A 17,715-nucleotide genomic window follows, 5' to 3' on the forward strand; every position below is an offset into this window, starting at 1 on the left:
AGGTAAAAGGCGAAAGGCAAAAGGTGCAGCTACCTTTAACCTTTCGCCTTTTACCTTTAACCTAATTTTACTATGAAAAAACTACTCCTGATCCTTATCCTTACTACCGCAAGTCTGTTCGTGAAGGCGCAACAGATCAACCGCTTCAATCCGGATACCATTCGTACTATCGTAATCGACTCGCTGGTTGATATTCGTTCGCATAAACTTAATGCCCAGGATTTTATTGATGCTGTATTGGCCGATACCGGTTTCTACCAAGCTTTCCAGAATATGAAGAAATTCGGCTTTACTGCCGAAAATCGCATTTTTACTTACGACAATAAAAATAAGGTAAACGGACGTATCTACCGTAAAATACTACATAGTAACGCTGCCGGTAAACATAAAATTGAATACATAGCCAAAAAGGATAGTGGCGATGTTTATAAAAAGAACGGCAAGTATCAGTTGTACACTGTGGAGATGTTCGATTTTATTTTCATGAACGCCTATAATTCTGATTTTACCAAGGGGGATGCCCTGCCAGGTTCGGGAGGTAAAAATGAATCGTACAAAAGCAAACTCAAAACGCTGATTTTTACGCCGGGCCGTAAGGTGAGCGGGATTCCTTTCATCAGCAGCAAAACAGAGATATTCTCGGGCGATATGCGCCAGTATTACTATTACGAATTTGCCCGTGGCAAATACCTTGATACCATTCCCGTTTACCGTTTTAAGGTGAGGTGCAAACCCAGCACGTCCGACAGTGATACCATGATCAAGGAAATGACTACTATTTTTGATGAACGCACCTTCCAGATCCTTGGTCGCTATATCGATATGAAATTCAGCAATATGTTCTTTGATTTCAATGTGCAGATGAACATCGAACTTAATAATTTCCAGGGAGAACCATTACCTACCAAAATCACCTACCAGGGTAACTGGAACATCCCTTTCCATAAAGAAGAACGCGCCAGTTTTTTGATTGTGCATAAGGATTATAAGAAAGAGTAGATGGCCCCTAACCCCTAAAGGGGAATGATCTTAAGGGGTAACGATAAAAAGCCATGTCATTGCGAGGTACGAAGCAATCGCACGTAAGCACGGCCGCCCTGTATAGCATAATGAAAGGAAATATAATAAGCTTATTTTTCATATTAGCAGGCTTTTGTATACTAATAGTTAACTTTTTAAATGCGAGGATTGTTTGGGATAAGTGACTGTTTTGCAGTGTATAATATATTCATGGTTTAGCAGGTTTTTATGCACCGGCGTAACCAAAAAAATATATTTTTGGTGGTTCGATGTTTATATTTCTCAACCGGTTAATGCGTTTCAACCCCGTTAAATTATTTCTGTTGATTTTATTTGTGTTTGCTTGCGTGCAAGTTAAAGCGCAATCGGTTGTTTGTAATGGCAGTTATGGCGATCCGGTGGTGAAACTTGACTTTGGGTCGGGCGTTAGTAATACCGGGCCCCCGCTTGCTACAGGCATCACAACTATGAACTACACTTCTGATTGTCCAAAAGACACGTATTATTCAATTGTAAGCAGTCAGACCGCATGCCACCATGACACATGGCATACGGTACTTCATGATCATACAGGAAATACCGGCGGCTACATGATGCTCGTGAACGCGTCATATGAGCCGAGTGTTTTTTTTACCGAAGCAAAGGACCTTAATCTTTGCGAGAATACGACTTACGAGTTTTCGGCGTATGTACTTAACCTTATGAAGCTTTCATCAAGCGATGCAGATACTAAGCAGCCCGATTTATTATTTACCATAAAAAAGCCAGACGGAACAATTTTGGTTCAGTACGATACCTATACCATACAGCCTACCGCAGACCCTCAATGGAATAAATATAGTGTGCCGTTTTCAACAGGTGCCGGGGTTACTCAAATTGTATTGGAGATCTCAAATAATGGTGCAGGTGGTAATGGAAATGATTTGCTTCTTGATGATATTGAATTCAGGGCCTGTGGACCTACTATCAAGGTGGGATTTACCACCGTTGACGACACCCAGCCTAAAAATAGCTGTAAAGGGCAGGTTCAAAGCTATAACCTTATAGCCGATCTGAATAATGGCTACAGCAATCCCAAAGAACAATGGCAAAGCAGTACCGACGGTGGTGTTACCTGGGTAAATATACCCGGAGCAACAAATCTCAGTTATTCATTTCAATTTGATGAAAATAAACCGGTTGGCACTTACCTATATAGGATGGCTGCTGCCGAGGGGGACAATATCAATTCGCCTAATTGCCGCGTTTATTCAGATGTGCGTACTGTAACTGTTAACGCTTACCTGGACAAACCTACAGTTACTGCTCCTGCAGTATGCGAAGGTGACGCGCTTACACTCGCAGCTACCGCACCCGGAGCGGTGAGTTATGAATGGACGGGGCCGGGCGTTACTGCTGCCAATAAAAATCAAAATCCGTTAGTCATCGACAATGCCACTGTTGCTGCAGTAGGTGACTACCAGGTTACCGTAGTTTCGGCCGGCGGATGTCCCACCCCATCGGATAAAGTAAAGGCAACCGTCAATTTAAAACCCGTGATACCGGCTATTACCCCTGCTCCAATTTGTAAAGGGAGTGCCACCATTCTCAATGAAACCACGCCTAACGCCAAAAGCTATAGTTGGTCGCCGGTGGCAGGCTTATCTGATCCAACGGCAGCGAGTCCCGCTGCTAAACCTGCCGAAACCACTACATATACTGTAACCGTAACCAGTAATGAGGGTTGTACAGCCACCCAAACGGTAACCGTAACGGTTATGCCTGTACCCGAGGCAAGTATCATTCCGCAAAAAAAGATTTTTGAAGGGCAGTCTGTAGTACTGGATGCCCAGACGCAATATACCGACACGTACTTATGGAGTCCTGCCACCGGGCTTGACGACCCTACTAAAAAGAATCCTGTTGCCAGTCCTACCGATGATATCACTTATACACTGAAAGCTACATCAGGTATTGGCTGCGGATCTGCCTATGCCTCAATTTTTGTACGGGTGTATAAAAAAATTGTTATTCCTACCACGTTTTCGCCTAATGGAGATGGTTTAAATGATTATTGGGATATCGAAGCTTTGTCAACCTATCCGCAAAGTACGATGAATGTTTTTAGCCGCAGCGGGCAAAAAGTATATAGTTCCACAGGTTACGACAAACCCTGGAATGGTGCCTATAAAGGATATGTTTTGCCATCGGGTACGTATTACTACGTGATTGATCTTAAAAGTGGCGCACCACTTTTATCGGGTTGGGTGCTTATTGTCCATTAATGAGCTTTAGTCTTTAGCCTAAAGTCATAAGTGCTAAGAAGCTTTTGAATTTGATTGTTTTTCTAAGAGACTGTTTAAAAACGATAGTTTTTGAATGTAGAGACACATAATTGCGTCTTCCGCTTGCAATTTACGGCAGCAGAGGCGCTTTGAAATCGGCTTGTCTTCCGGGAGACGCAATTATGCGTCTCTGCAAAAATACTTTCTCCCATTTTTAAACAGCTTCTAAACAATCCGATTTGTGACTTCCGACTTAGGACTATTGACTTAATTTATAAAACTGACCGTTGACTGCTGCCTGAATTAGAGTGGTTGAACATACTTTTGATGTTTTAAGTGTTGATTCGGTCATGCACGTGCGTCTTTCCCCGATTTTTTTACTGTTGATGTTATTTTGTACCAGTGTCAATGCTCAAAGCATGGATTGTACCGGAAAATTAGGGCATTGGTTATTCAGGGAAGATTTTGGCTCGGGCATCGGACATGGGCCTGCATTACCGGCTGGTGTTACCAATATGGTCTATACACCCTATTGCCCGGCCGACGGCTTTTATACACTGGTTAATACTTCGGAAGGCTGTGCTGAAGAGTCCTGGAATAAGGTGATACATGACCATACCGGTAATAATAATGGCTATATGATGATGATCAATGCATCAAACGAGCCGAGCACTTTTTATACCCGCATGGTGCCCTCTCTTTGCCCCGCTACAACCTATGAGTTTTCGGCCTATATTCTTAACCTGCTCAAAAATACCGTAGTTGGGCCAACGGTGCAGCAACCGGATATTCTTTTTTCTATCGAAACAACAACCGGCGAAGTGCTTGAAACACTGCGTACGGGGCCGATAGCTGCAACGTCGGGGCCGGTATGGAAAAAGTATAAGCTGGTTTTTAAAACGCCGGATAATGTAAGCAGCCTTGTTTTAAAAATAAGCAACAATGCCCCCGGCGGTCCAGGTAATGATTTGTTGCTTGACGATATCGAATTTATAACAAGTGCGCCTAAATTAACCATCCCTACTGCATTTTCGCCCAATGGCGATGGGGTTAATGATGTGTGGAATGTTGTTAATCTTGATGCTTATACCGATTGTGTTTTGACTATTTATGATCGCGGCGGTGCAGTGATTTTTAAAAGCATAGGCTATAACACCCCCTGGAATGGTACCCGTAACGGTGCCCCTCTTGACACCGGGACTTATTATTATGTAATTGATTTCAAGAATGAGATCCCAAGGGTATCGGGATGGGTGTTTTTGATTAGATAGGTTTTTGGGGATTACACCGATTATTTTTTGATTTCTCCGATACTCAGCTGATTTAATTAGTTCCGCCCAATGTTGAAATCTTTCTTTTATCAAAATAATCCCTGCAATCGCAGAAAAAAGGAATCGGTGTAATCAATTCCAATCGGTGCAATCTCCCAAAATCAAAATCTAATGATCTTATCGATCTGCTCGTTTACAAACTTTATGGTATCGGGTTTAAACAGGTTTTCTTCTTCGTCAAACTCTTTGTGTATGGCTGCTATGTGCAGTTTAAGCGCCATGATGTTGAGGTGCAGGTAGTGGCAAACGCCGGTGAAATGGTCAACGCCGCGAATGTTGCCGTATTTACCCGATGATAAGCCTACCAAAGCCGCTTTTTTATCGTAAAAACTTTCGGGAAAACTACAGGCATCGATAAAAACCTTGAGCACGCCAGGGAAGCTGCCGTTGTATTCGGGGATAAGGAATATGAATTTATCGGTATTGGTAACTATCTGCTGGATAACTTCGAACTCCGGGCTGCGTTTCTTATAAAGGTCTGTTTCAATAACATTTGGCGGCAGTTGGGCAAGTGATAAAATGCCGGCTTCCACACCTTTTTCGCGCAGTTTTTGCTGATATACGTTGGCGAGTTTTAGCGTTGAGCTTCCGGGCCTGTTGGTTGACGATATTATGGTTATCATTTATTATTGGTAAATTGCTGACTGATCTGCTCAGTATTATCGGTACTGGTTTGCTTGTTAATTTTTTGTTAATGAGTGCTTTAATATTAAATATGATTTAAGCAATAATATCCATCAAATTGTTAAGCTGATAATTCACTAATTGATCAATTTTGTTTGTAAATAGGCGAAAGCTGTGGAATTCTACATTATTTAATTCCGTATCTTTATCACCGGATAAAAACTTTACGAAAGTAGAAATTTCTGTTTCTATTTAACGTTGTTATAAATCACAGAACTATAAATTTTTTTAAACTATAGAATGAGTAAAATTATTGCTTTAGCCAACCAGAAAGGCGGCGTAGGGAAAACTACATCATCTATAAATCTGGCTGCAAGTTTAGCTGTATTAGATTATAAAACTTTGTTGGTTGACGCCGATCCGCAGGCTAATTCAACTTCGGGCATTGGATTCGATCCCCGCAATATAAAAAACAGTATTTACGAATGTATCATCAATGAGGTTGACCCTCATGAGGCCATTCAGAAAACTGAAACCCCTAATCTTGACTTATTACCTGCACATATTGACCTGGTAGGTGCCGAAATTGAAATGATCAATTTAAGCGGCCGCGAGTACAAAATGAAGCAGGTATTTGACAAGGTGCGTGACGAATATGATTTTATCATTATTGATTGTTCACCTTCATTAGGTTTGATCACCATTAATGCTTTAACCGCTGCCGATTCGGTAATTGTACCTGTACAGTGCGAGTATTTTGCGTTAGAGGGTTTGGGTAAGTTGTTGAATACCATCAAAATTGTTCAGTCGCGCCTTAACCCGCAGCTGGAGATTGAAGGTATTTTGTTAACCATGTACGATGTGCGTTTACGCCTGAGCAACCAGGTGGTTGACGAGGTTAAAACCCACTTTGAAGATATGGTTTTTGATACCATTATACAACGTAATACCCGTTTAAGCGAAGCGCCGAGCTTTGGTGTATCGGTAATTATGCATGACGCTACCTGTAAGGGTGCAATAAATTATTTGAACCTTGCCCGCGAAATTTTGGAAAAAAACGGGTTGGTTAAGGGTGAACAGGCAACAGCTACAGCAACAGTATAGTAAATGAGTGGTGAAAAGAGAAATGCCCTGGGCAAGGGACTGAGTGCGCTATTAAACGACACGCCTAACGTACAGCCATACCAAAACAGAAATAAAGAAACTGCAAGCCCGGCTGAGGTAAATGACCTGGGCTCGGTTAATGAAATAAAACTGGCCGAAATTGAGGTTAATCCTTTTCAGCCCCGTACCGATTTTGATGAGCAGGCACTGACCGAACTTTCTGAGTCGATTAAATTGCAGGGTTTAATTCAGCCTATTACACTCAGGAAATTAAGCGCGCATAAATACCAGCTAATATCGGGCGAGCGCCGTTTTCGTGCATCAAAGCTGGCTGGTTTAACCCAGATCCCGGCTTATGTGCGTACTGCCAATGATCAGCAAATGCTGGAAATGGCACTCATTGAAAACATTCAGCGCGAAAACCTGAATGCTATTGAGGTTGCCCTGAGCTTTCAGCGTATGATTGAGGAGTGTAACCTGAAACAGGAAGAACTTGGCGACAGGGTGAGTAAAAACCGCTCGACAGTTACCAACTATCTGCGCCTGTTAAGGCTGCCGCCGGTTATCCAGGCTTCTATTCGCGATGGGGAGCTTACTATGGGTCATGCCAAAGCTATTTTAACGTTAACTGATTCTGCAAAACAATTATTTATACATCAGCATATTATAAAGGAAGGTTTATCCGTTCGTAAGGTTGAAGAACTGGTAAGAGAGATGCAAAAGTCGCCGGTAAAAAAGGAGGGCAAACAGCCTGAGCCGGTATCATACCAGTTGCAAAAGATCCAGGATGACCTGGCTTCAAAATTTAGTACAAGGGTAAAGCTAAAAGTTGGCAGCCGCGGAAGCGGCGTTATTGAGATTCCTTTCCTGTCGGAAGATGACCTTGGCCGCATCCTTGAAATGCTTGATTGGTAATTGTTAATTTTAAAAATGTATAAATTCCTGTTTTTTTTAGGTGTATTCACTTTTTTTATTTTTGCTGCACAGGCTCAAATAGTTGATAGTACGGAGAATAAAAAAAGTGATACGCTGAAAGTAAAGCATCCCGTTAAAACCCCTTCAGGCTCGTTTGCCCCAAAAATCGATCCTGCTAAAGAAAAGATCTATCACCCGGATAGTACGCACATCCCGCATAAAGCAGTAATACATTCATTGATGGTACCGGGCTGGGGACAAGTATATAATCACAGGTGGTGGAAAGTACCGTTAATTTACGGTGGTTTAGGCCTGTTGACTTCGGCCATTATTTATAATCAGCATTATTATCACGAGTATTTAATATTATCGAGATATCGCCAGGGCAACCCGCCAAATCCCGGCGATCCTTATTATAACGAATATTTTTTATATAAGGATGTACCCGATGCCAACCTGAGCGACGCGCGTGAAAACTCAAGGCGTAACCGCGATTTAAGTATTTTTGGTTTTTTAGCCGTATGGGGTATCCAGGCTATTGATGCTTATATCGATGCCAAGTTTATTCACTCGTATACGGTTGATAATAATTTGTCGTTTAAGGTAACCCCCGGTTTAATTAATCAGCCGGTGTATGCGCAGGGTGCTAATAATGCTTATATTCCGGGTTTAAAAGTTACCTTTACGTTTTAATAAGGAAAACCACAATACCTGAAATGAAGATAGCACTACTTGGCTACGGAAAAATGGGCAAAATCATTGAAAAGATAGCCCTTAGCCGCAAGCACGAAATTGTACTTACCATTGATCATGAAACCCTTCATGACCTTACCACCGAAAACCTGCAAAAAGCAGATGTTGTAATTGAATTTACCACACCGGCATCTGTCTTGTCAAATATTGAACATTGCTTTAATGCCAATGTTCCTGTTGTTATTGGTACAACGGGCTGGTACGAGAAACTGCCGGAAGTAAAGCAGCAATGTATTGACGGGAATAAATCATTATTGTGGGCTTCAAACTTTAGTGTTGGTGTTAATGTGTTTTTCCATGTGAATAAGCTGCTGGCTAAAGTGATGAACAAGTACCCTTATTATGAGGTACAGGTTGAAGAAATTCACCATACGCAAAAAATGGACTCGCCAAGCGGTACGGCCATAACCATTGCCGAAGGTATCATAAATAATACCGATACCAAAAATGAGTGGGTTAATGTATTAACTACTGATGACAAGGATGATGATGCTAACGTTGCTCCAAATCAATTGCTCATTGAATCGTTAAGAATTGACAGCGTACCGGGCACTCACACCGTTATTTATGACTCGGAGGTGGATAGCATTGAATTTAAGCATACTGCGCATAACCGTAATGGTTTTGCTTTAGGCGCTGTACTGGCTGCCGAATGGCTTCACGATAAAAAAGGCTTTTATTCGGTTGAAGCCATGTTTGATTTTAACAGCTAATAGCTTTAATATAAATGGCAATAGCGGGCTATATTGGGTTTTATATCATGATAAGCCCGCTATTGGTTTTAATACTGGCCGGATACTGGAAACTTTTTGAAAAGGCCGGTCGCCCGGGTTGGGAAGCGCTCATTCCGGTGTATCACCTTTATATTATGCTCAAGTTGAGCCAGCGGCCGCTCTGGTTGCTTTTGCTGCTTTTAATACCAGGCATAAATTTCATTATAAGCATCGGTATCCTCATTGATTTTATTAAGTCGTTCGGGAAAGTAGGTATAGGGCAAATTACCATGTCTGTACTGCTGCCTTTTATATTTATCCCCAAATGGGGGTTTGATAAAAGTACCCGCTATGTTGGACCATCGGCAAGTGATGATTTCAGAGAGAAATACCGGGACTTTGATAAATCGCCTGTAAGGGAATGGACAGAAGCCATTCTTTTCGCTGTAATAGCGGCAACCGTTATCCGCGGGCTTTTCCTGGAGGCTTTCACTATCCCTTCATCATCTATGGAAAGCTCGCTAATGGTTGGCGACTTTTTATTTGTAAGCAAGATCAATTACGGTGCCCGCCTGCCTATGACCCCGATAGCATTTCCGTTTGCACATCATACTCTGCCGCTTACGGGTACTAAAGCCTATTGGGATGGGATAAAGCTGCCATATTACCGCTTACCCGGTTTTAGCCAAGTTAAAAAAGGTGATGCCGTGGTGTTTAATTATCCTATGGATGCCGATTCGCCGTTTTATCGACCGGTTGATAAGCAGGAAAATTATATAAAACGTTGTCAGGGCAGCCCCGGCGATACCATTAAACTTGAGTATGGCCAGGTGTATGTAAATAACCAGCCGATGCCAATTCCGCGAAGTGGAGAAATGGAGTATCGCATACGTACAGACGGTTCGGTAAAAGGAATTGACCCCGGTACGCGCTATAACCTGCATATGGAAGATCTCCAGCAGTTTACAAGGGTTGATTTTACAGCGAATATGACGGTGCAATCGGCCGAAAAGCTGAAAGCCTATCCTTTTGTTAGAGCAGTGAAACCCGATATTAAATTAAGGGGCGTGTATGATCCGGAAGTTTTTCCGCACGATCCGCACTTTAGATGGAACGAAGATAACCTGGGGCCAATCATTATACCGAGAAAAGGCTGGACAGTGACGCTGGATAGCTTGACCATGCCTTTTTATCAGCGTGCTATTGAGGTGTATGAAAATAACAAGGTGCAGATTAAAGGCAATGAGATATTGATTAACGGTACTAAGGCCGATAGTTATACCTTTAAAATGGATTACTATTGGATGATGGGCGATAATAGGCACAACTCCGAAGATTCGCGTTTTTGGGGTTTTGTTCCCGAAGATCACATTGTTGGCAAGGCGGTGTTTGTATGGATGAGCTGGGATGCCAACGCGCCGTCATGGTGTAAGATAAGATGGGATAAGGTGTTTAGGCGGATCAATTAATGTGCGGATGAGGGAAGATGTGCGGATGTGCAGATTTCAGATGTGCAGATGAGGAAGGATGTGCGGATGTGCAGATTTCAGATGTGCAAATGATTGAGGAAGGATGTGCGGATGTGCAGATTTCAGATGTGCAGATGGGGGAAGATTTGGGGATTTCAGATGTGCAAATGATTAGGAATGGGTGCGAATGAATGGTTTGATTGGCATCTTTTAATTATTATTGGGGAGCGTAACATATAACGTGTAACATATATCTTATATATAAAATATAAACATTAAAAAATCTGCACATTTGCACATCTGAAATCTGCACATTTAAAATAATTTGCACATCAAGAACATGAACTGGAAATTCTGGAAAAAGAAAGATTCAACTAAAGTAAAGAAGAAAAAAAGTGCGCTTCGTGAATGGGGCGATGCTATCATATTTGCAGTAATAGCCGCTACCCTTATCCGTACGCTGTTTATCGAAGCCTATGTTATTCCCAGCGGTTCGATGGAAAACTCGCTTTTAATTGGTGATTACCTGTTTGTAAGTAAAGTGAATTATGGAGCAAGGATGCCAATAACGCCTGTTTCATTTCCTTTTATGCACCATACTACGCCTTGGGGAACTCAAGCTTACTGGGGTGGAATAAAATTGCCTTATTACCGCCTGCCGGGATTAAGTGATATAAAGAAACAGGATATCGTGGTTTTTAATGCACCAATCGAGGCCGATTCACCTTATTTCAGGCCGGTTGATAAACGCGAAAACATTATCAAACGTTGCCAGGGCACGCCGGGCGATACATTGAGCGTTGTTAATGCGCAGGTGTACATTAACGGTAAGGCTGCGCCAAATCCCGAAAGAGGCAAGGAGGGTTATTTTGTTGAAACTAACGGGCAGGAATTTAACCCCGCCATTTTAAACGAACTTAAGATAGAGATTAGGGGGAACACCGGCAATCGTTATGAAATGATGATGGCAAAGGAATCGGCCGCTACTTTGAAAACCTATTCAAACGTAAAATCGGTAGTGCCCGCGGTTACACTCAGAGGTACCAGCGATCCGCTGAACCCGGTTTACCCTGCCAAGTATCCGCGCTATAAGATCACGCCTAACTTCCCCGATTTTAAATGGAACGTTGACAACTACGGCCCTATCATTATCCCTAAAAAAGGCTGGACTGTTAAATTGGATAGCCTTACTTTCCCGGTTTATGGCCGCGCCATTGAGATTTATGAAAATAATAAAGTAAATGTTGTAGGTAAGGATATCATGATTAACGGAAAAAAAGCCGATACTTATACCTTTAAGCTCAACTACTATTTTATGATGGGTGATAACCGCCATAACTCGGAAGATTCGCGCTTTTGGGGTTTTGTTCCGGAAGATCACGTAGTAGGCAAGGCGTTATTTACCTGGATGAGTATTGATAGTACAGCCACTTTCTTTGATAAAATAAGGTGGAACAGGCTATTCAGGGGCATACATTAATTGAAAATATAAAAACACTGAAGTGAACGTTGTAGGATTTGTAATTGCATTTATTATTTTAATCATATTGCCTTACGTAGGCTTATGGAAGTTATTTGAAAAGGCCGGCAGACCGGGTTGGGAAGCTATAATTCCGCTCTACAATTTTTATATAATGATCAAATTAAGCGGAAGGCCTGGCTGGTGGTTTGTATTGTTACTTATACCGGGGTTGGGCTTTCTTGTTGCCTTGGGTATAACAATTGATTTTATTAAATCTTACGGCAAGTTTACGTTTGCCGAACATTGTGCAGGTGTTGCACTGCAATTTATCTACCTGCCAAAATGGGGTTTTGATAAGGATACCAAATATTTAGGCCAATCGGCCAGTCCTGAGTTCAGGGCTAAATACAAGATCGCCTTAAAGAAAACCCAGGCACGTGAATGGGCCGATGCTATCATTTTTGCAGTGATAGCCGCCACGCTGATCCGTACGCTGTTTATTGAGGCGTATGTAATTCCAAGTGCATCGATGGAAAGCTCGTTGCTTATTGGTGATTACCTGTTTGTAAGTAAAGTGAATTACGGGGCACGTTTACCCATGACGCCCGTTGCATTTCCTTTTGCACATCATACCATGCCGCTAATTAATACCAAGGCATATTGGGATGGCCTTGAGTTGCCATATTATCGTTTGCCAGGTTTAAGCGATGTGAAAAAAGGCGATGTGGTAGTTTTTAACTATCCTATGGATGCCGATTCGCCATATTTCAGGCCTGTTGATAAACGCGAAAACTATATTAAACGCTGCCAGGGCACTCCTGGTGACACTTTGAGCGTCGTTAACGCACAGGTATTTATAAACAACAAAGCGGCTATTACGCCGCCAAAAGGGGAGATCACTTATGATGTTAAAACAGACGGAAATGAGCTGAACCCGCAGATAGCAACGGATTTGCATTTGTCTGATATCTCATCGATAAATAACACCGAATTTGTTACCAATACTACCGAGGAGTCGGCAAAAGCACTGAGGGGATATTCAAACATCAAATCGGTTACACCGAGATTAACACCCAGGGGTGCTTCTGATCCTATGAACCCGGTTTATCCTGCCATTTTCTCCAATTACAAAATAGGGGCAAACATTCCTGATTATAAATGGAACGTTGACAACTTTGGGCCTATCATTGTACCTAAAAAAGGCTGGACAGTAAAGCTGGATAGTTTAACCTTCCCGATCTATGGCCGCGCTATCGCTGTATATGAAGGTAATAAAGTAGAAGTAAGCGGTAAGGACATCCTAATCAACGGACAGAAAGCCGATAGCTATACTTTTAAAATGAACTATTATTTTATGATGGGCGATAACCGTCATAATTCGGAAGATTCACGTTTTTGGGGCTTTGTTCCTGAAGATCACATAGTAGGTAAGGCGCTATTCATTTGGATGAGCGTTGATGATAACGCTTCATTCATTCATAAGATTCGTTGGAGCAGGTTGTTTAACCTGATCCATTAGGCCCCCTAACCCCCTAAAGGGGGAACAATAGACAAGGCCTGTTTTGCAGAGCAAAACAGGCCTTGTGCTTTATTGTATACGCTGCCGCGGGCTTTATTATGGTTTCAGCTTTCAACTGAATTTTATGTAAGCTGGAAGCTTACATCGTAATCCCACAGGTTACGCTGCGCTAAACCTGCGGTAGTGGGTAGTTGTTGATTTAGAACTGTTGTTCCCCCTTTAGGGGGTTAGGGGGCTAATTCCGAACCTTTCCGCAAGTTTATTCAAATCCTCCACAACAGCATCAACTAATGGGATTCCATTGGCAATCCTGTCCGCTTCGGCTTCCATTTCAGGTTCGCCGGGGATGATGACCTTTTGCTCCGGATCAACCGTAGTTGATGATTTAAACCGCTCTATCCAGTTATCTAAATGATTTTTGAACTCATCAACCGGCCGGAAACCATCAACACGCATGGCGCCTAAAAAGTGGCCTATACCTGCGCCAACCGGGGCATTCGGCGGGTCAAGAAAAGCAACGAACGGCGGCACCCAGGGGCCGTAGTTTGCGCCGGATAGTACTGCTGATAATATATCAACGGTAGCGCTCAAGCCAAAACCTTTGTGGCTGCCATGATCACGATCGCTGCCGAGGGGCAGGAGGGAGCCTCCTGTTTTTAAGGCATGCGGATCGGTAGTGTAATTGCCCTCTTTGTCCTGAATCCAGCCTTCGGGAACTTGCTTGCCCAAACGCTGGGCTATTTCAAGTTTACCATTGGCAGCAGCCGAAGTAGCCATATCAACTATGACCGGCGGATATTTACCTGCCGGAAAGGCATAGCACATGGGATTGGTACCCAAAAGTCGCTCACTTGAAAAAGTAGGGGCAACCAGCGGACTGGCATTGGTCATGGCAAAGCCTATCATATCTTTCTCTACAGCCATTAATGCATGATAGCCTGCAATACCAAAATGATTGGAATTGCGTACTGACACCCAGCCCGAGCCGTATAATTCAGCTTTTTTAAGGGCTACCTCCATTGCAAAAGGGGCAACCACCAAGCCAAGCCCTGCATCTCCATCTATTGTAGCCGTTGTAGGCGTTTCATGAACTATCCGGATATTGGGTGTTGGGTTAATGCGTTTCTTTTCCCAGAGGCGTACATAGCCGCTCAGGCGGGCCACGCCATGAGAATCGATGCCCCGCAGATCGGACTTGAGCAGCACATCAGCAGCTAAAACAGCATGTTCATGACTGCAGCCTATTGCTTTAAATATATCTTCTGTGAAGGTGCGTAGGGTAGATGGTGATATCAGCATAGGGGCAAAGATAACCGTTGATTTTTTTGATTACGCTGATTTCGTTGATTTTTGTCTGAACCTGGATTTGGGGGGATTTTTGGGATGGAAGGATTTTTTTGTCTGAACTCGAATTTTAAGGAATTATAAGAATTTATCGAATTTGGTGAGCATTCTGCTCATTCCTTAATTCTCCCAAATTCGAGTTCAGACCAAAGCAGGCAGGCAAAATCCTATAATCCGATTAATCCCATAAATCACGGTTCAGGCAAATTCTGCGTTAGGGATGGGAGCGGATACCTGCCCGTGCGTAATGCCTGCAGGCGTATGAGCGTACAGCCCGGGCCGCAGGCAACGCCAATAGCAGTGTGTTTAAATAATTATTAAAATATACGTCATTGCCAGGTACGAAGCAATCGCGAACTATACAGGGATGATTTGCATGGTTGCTCAGTAAAGTTAGGGATTGCTTCGTGCCTCGCAATGACGGGTGGGTGAGGATTGCTTCATTTCCTTACAGCTAATCCAATAAATATCCCCATAAAAAAAAGACCATCCGCTTACGCAAATGGTCTTTTTATTTTTTGATCCCACACCTTTCAGTGGGCCGGTCGTCTATCAAACTTTGATCTCAACCTCAACACCGCTTGGCAATTCAAGCTTCATCAGGGCATCTACAGTTTTTGAGTTAGAGCTGTAAATGTCTAATAAGCGCTTGTATGAGCAAAGTTGGAATTGCTCACGTGCTTTTTTGTTTACGTGTGGTGAACGTAATACGGTGAAGATTTTCTTTTCGGTTGGTAACGGAAGTGGTCCGCTAACTACAGCGCCTGTTGGCTTTACTGTTTTTACGATTTTCTCGGCAGATTTGTCTACCAGATTGTAATCGTAAGATTTCAATTTGATCCTGATTCTTTGGCTCATTGTTAATTTGAATTTTAACTACCCTAAGAGCTATTTATTAGGGATAGTTGATTGTTTATTTACTGTATTTGAAAATTTGGTGATTTGAAGATTTGAAAATTAAAAAGCATCTTCAAATTATCAAATCACCCAATCTTCAAATTAAATTTAGTCGATAGCAACTTGTTTGCGGCCTTTTGATTTGGCAACAACTTCGTCCTGTACGTTACGAGGTGCATCAGCGTAGTGGTCAAACTCCATAGTTGAAGTTGCACGGCCTGAAGTGATAGTACGTAATTGAGTTACGTAACCAAACATTTCAGAAAGTGGTACCATAGCTTTGATTACCTGTGAGCCGTTACGGGTGTCCATACCTTGCAGCTGGCCACGACGACGGTTCATGTCACCGATAACATCACCCATGTTTTCTTCAGGGGTTAAGATCTCGATTTTCATGATTGGCTCAAGCAATACCGGTTTACATTTTGGCAATGCTTCGCGGTAAGCAGAACGTGCAGCGATCTCGAATGATAACGCGTCCGAATCGACTGCGTGGAATGAACCATCAATCAAACGAACTTTTAAGCTTGTAAGCGGGTAACCTGCAAGTACACCATTGTCCATAGCGGCTTTGAAACCTTTCTCAACAGATGGGATAAACTCACGTGGGATAGAACCACCAACAATTTCGTTAACAAACTGCAAGCCTTCTTTGTTGTCGTCGGCTGGAGAGATAACAACCTGGATGTCGGCGAATTTACCACGACCACCAGTTTGTTTCTTGTAAGTTTCACGGTGTTGAATAGTACCGGTGATAGCCTCTTTGTAAGCTACCTGAGGAGCACCCTGGTTAACTTCCACTTTAAACTCGCGTTTTAAACGGTCCATCAAAATATCCAGGTGTAACTCACCCATACCAGAGATAACTGTTTGACCAGTATCTTGATCTGTTTGTACGCGGAAAGTTGGATCCTCTTCGGCTAGTTTACCTAAAGCAATACCTAATTTATCAACGTCGGCCTGAGTTTTAGGCTCAATTGCCAAACCGATAACCGGCTCAGGGAATACCATCGACTCAAGAACCAACTGATGTTTCTCGTCGCAAAGGGTATCACCTGTTTTGATATCTTTAAAGCCTACTACCGCAGCAATATCACCTGCACCTACGTTAGGGATAGGGTTTTGCTTGTTAGCATGCATCTGGAAGATACGGCTGATACGCTCTTTGCTTTCTGAACGCATGTTGTACACGTATGAACCAGCATCAAGGTTACCAGAGTAAACACGGATGAAGCATAAACGGCCCACAAACGGGTCGGTAGCAATTTTAAATGCTAATGCTGCAAATGGTTCTTTTACATCTGGTTTAACCAAAATTTCGGCACCGGTGTCAGGGTTAGTACCAACAACACCTTTTGAATCAAGAGGTGAAGGCATTAACTCCATCACATAGTCAAGCATGGTTTGTACACCTTTGTTTTTGAAAGATGAACCGCAAGTCATCGGAACGATTTTACCGGCCAAAGTAGCCTGACGTAAAGCGTCTAATACTTCGCGCTCAGTGATGGTTGTAGGATCTTCAAAGAATTTCTCCATTAAAGAGTCATCAAACTCAGCAACTGCTTCCAATAATTTCTCTCTCCACTCAGTAGCTTCGTCAAGCATATCGGCAGGGATAGGCACTTCGGTAAAGGTCATACCTTTATCGTGCTCATTCCAAACAATACCACGGAAGTTGATCAAATCAACCACACCTTTAAACTGGTCTTCAGCACCGATAGGTAACTGTAATGGGATAGCAACGCTGCCCAACATTTCTTTAACCTGTTTTACCACGTTTAAGAAATCGGCGCCAGAGCGGTCCATTTTGTTAACGAAACCAATACGCGGTACGTTGTAGTTGTTAGCCAAACGCCAGTTGGTTTCTGACTGAGGCTCAACACCGTCAACCGCGCTGAATAAGAACACCAAACCATCAAGTACACGTAATGAACGGTTTACCTCTACGGTAAAGTCCACGTGACCCGGGGTATCAATGATGTTCATGTGATAGTTGTGGTTACGGTATTTCCAGTTTACGGTTGTTGCAGCCGAAGTGATGGTGATACCACGCTCCTGCTCCTGGGCCATCCAGTCCATAGTAGCGGCACCTTCGTGTACCTCACCAATTTTGTGGCTTACACCAGCATAGTAAAGGATACGCTCGGTAGTGGTAGTTTTACCAGCATCAATGTGAGCGGCAATACCAATGTTTCTTGTATATTTTAGATCTCTTGACATGTCAATTATTGAGTTTTTGAATTAGTGAATTAGTGATTGAATAAAAACGTGCGGATCAAGTCCTATTGTATCTTCAATTG

Annotated in this window: 14 protein-coding genes; 10 read left to right on the plus strand and 4 right to left on the minus strand. The window is 42.8% G+C overall.

Annotation, left to right across the window (positions count from 1 at the left end; all coding sequences use genetic code 11):
• Window positions 1-72 precede the first annotated feature (72 nt).
• The 3 genes from ACEN9X_RS16115 to ACEN9X_RS16125 all read left to right on the plus strand — a co-directional run bounded on the left by ACEN9X_RS16115 (window position 73) and on the right by ACEN9X_RS16125 (window position 4,555).
• Window positions 73-999 (plus strand): hypothetical protein, encoded by a 927-nt coding sequence (locus ACEN9X_RS16115; RefSeq protein ID WP_413666111.1) that lies wholly within the window; start codon window positions 73-75, stop codon window positions 997-999.
• A 368-nt stretch (window positions 1,000-1,367) separates the two neighbouring features.
• Window positions 1,368-3,284: a gliding motility-associated C-terminal domain-containing protein gene (locus ACEN9X_RS16120; protein WP_413666112.1), complete on the plus strand. Its 1,917-nt coding sequence runs from the start codon at window positions 1,368-1,370 to the stop codon at window positions 3,282-3,284.
• Between the two features lie 419 nt (window positions 3,285-3,703).
• Window positions 3,704-4,555, plus strand: a complete 852-nt coding sequence (locus ACEN9X_RS16125) for a gliding motility-associated C-terminal domain-containing protein (RefSeq protein ID WP_413666113.1) — start codon at window positions 3,704-3,706, stop codon at window positions 4,553-4,555.
• A gap of 161 nt (window positions 4,556-4,716) precedes the next feature.
• Here the strand turns inward: ACEN9X_RS16125 and ACEN9X_RS16130 are convergent, their stop codons facing one another.
• On the minus strand, window positions 4,717-5,238 hold the full coding sequence (locus ACEN9X_RS16130; RefSeq protein WP_413666114.1) for an NADPH-dependent FMN reductase: 522 nt from the start codon (window positions 5,236-5,238) through the stop codon (window positions 4,717-4,719).
• A 301-nt stretch (window positions 5,239-5,539) separates the two neighbouring features.
• Here ACEN9X_RS16130 and ACEN9X_RS16135 point away from each other — a divergent pair, with 301 nt between their 5' ends.
• The 7 genes from ACEN9X_RS16135 (at window position 5,540) to lepB (ACEN9X_RS16165) (ending at window position 13,174) form a co-directional block, all read left to right on the plus strand.
• Complete coding sequence (locus tag ACEN9X_RS16135) at window positions 5,540-6,343, plus strand: ParA family protein (RefSeq protein WP_274990071.1); 804 nt, start codon at window positions 5,540-5,542, stop codon at window positions 6,341-6,343.
• A gap of 3 nt (window positions 6,344-6,346) precedes the next feature.
• Complete coding sequence (locus ACEN9X_RS16140) at window positions 6,347-7,258, plus strand: ParB/RepB/Spo0J family partition protein (RefSeq protein WP_413666115.1); 912 nt, start codon at window positions 6,347-6,349, stop codon at window positions 7,256-7,258.
• Window positions 7,259-7,273: 15 nt separating this feature from the next.
• Window positions 7,274-7,951 (plus strand): DUF5683 domain-containing protein, encoded by a 678-nt coding sequence (locus ACEN9X_RS16145; RefSeq protein ID WP_413666116.1) that lies wholly within the window; start codon window positions 7,274-7,276, stop codon window positions 7,949-7,951.
• 23 nt (window positions 7,952-7,974) lie between these two features.
• A complete protein-coding gene (gene dapB, locus ACEN9X_RS16150) occupies window positions 7,975-8,724 on the plus strand; it encodes a 4-hydroxy-tetrahydrodipicolinate reductase (protein WP_413666117.1) in 750 nt (249 codons plus the stop codon).
• A gap of 47 nt (window positions 8,725-8,771) precedes the next feature.
• Window positions 8,772-10,193 carry a signal peptidase I gene (lepB, locus tag ACEN9X_RS16155; RefSeq protein WP_413666118.1) on the plus strand — a complete coding sequence of 474 codons (1,422 nt, stop codon included), beginning with the start codon at window positions 8,772-8,774 and terminating at the stop codon, window positions 10,191-10,193.
• Window positions 10,194-10,533: 340 nt separating this feature from the next.
• The gene (gene lepB / locus ACEN9X_RS16160) at window positions 10,534-11,673 is read left to right on the plus strand and encodes a signal peptidase I (protein ID WP_413666119.1); all 1,140 of its coding nucleotides are present in this window, start codon (window positions 10,534-10,536) and stop codon (window positions 11,671-11,673) included.
• Window positions 11,674-11,695: 22 nt separating this feature from the next.
• Window positions 11,696-13,174: a signal peptidase I gene (gene lepB / locus ACEN9X_RS16165; protein WP_413666120.1), complete on the plus strand. Its 1,479-nt coding sequence runs from the start codon at window positions 11,696-11,698 to the stop codon at window positions 13,172-13,174.
• A 219-nt stretch (window positions 13,175-13,393) separates the two neighbouring features.
• Here lepB (ACEN9X_RS16165) and ACEN9X_RS16170 read toward each other — a convergent pair whose 3' ends face one another.
• The 3 genes from ACEN9X_RS16170 to fusA all read right to left on the minus strand — a co-directional run bounded on the left by ACEN9X_RS16170 (window position 13,394) and on the right by fusA (window position 17,635).
• Window positions 13,394-14,473 (minus strand): Ldh family oxidoreductase, encoded by a 1,080-nt coding sequence (locus ACEN9X_RS16170; RefSeq protein WP_413666121.1) that lies wholly within the window; start codon window positions 14,471-14,473, stop codon window positions 13,394-13,396.
• A 597-nt stretch (window positions 14,474-15,070) separates the two neighbouring features.
• The gene (rpsJ, locus tag ACEN9X_RS16175; RefSeq protein WP_022830652.1) at window positions 15,071-15,376 is read right to left on the minus strand and encodes a 30S ribosomal protein S10; all 306 of its coding nucleotides are present in this window, start codon (window positions 15,374-15,376) and stop codon (window positions 15,071-15,073) included.
• 147 nt (window positions 15,377-15,523) lie between these two features.
• Window positions 15,524-17,635, minus strand: a complete 2,112-nt coding sequence (fusA, locus tag ACEN9X_RS16180) for an elongation factor G (RefSeq protein WP_090530243.1) — start codon at window positions 17,633-17,635, stop codon at window positions 15,524-15,526.
• Window positions 17,636-17,715: the final 80 nt, after the last annotated feature.

Origin of the sequence: Mucilaginibacter sp. Mucisp86 (genome assembly GCF_047324315.1) — a bacterium.
In the GTDB taxonomy this organism is placed as follows: domain Bacteria; phylum Bacteroidota; class Bacteroidia; order Sphingobacteriales; family Sphingobacteriaceae; genus Mucilaginibacter.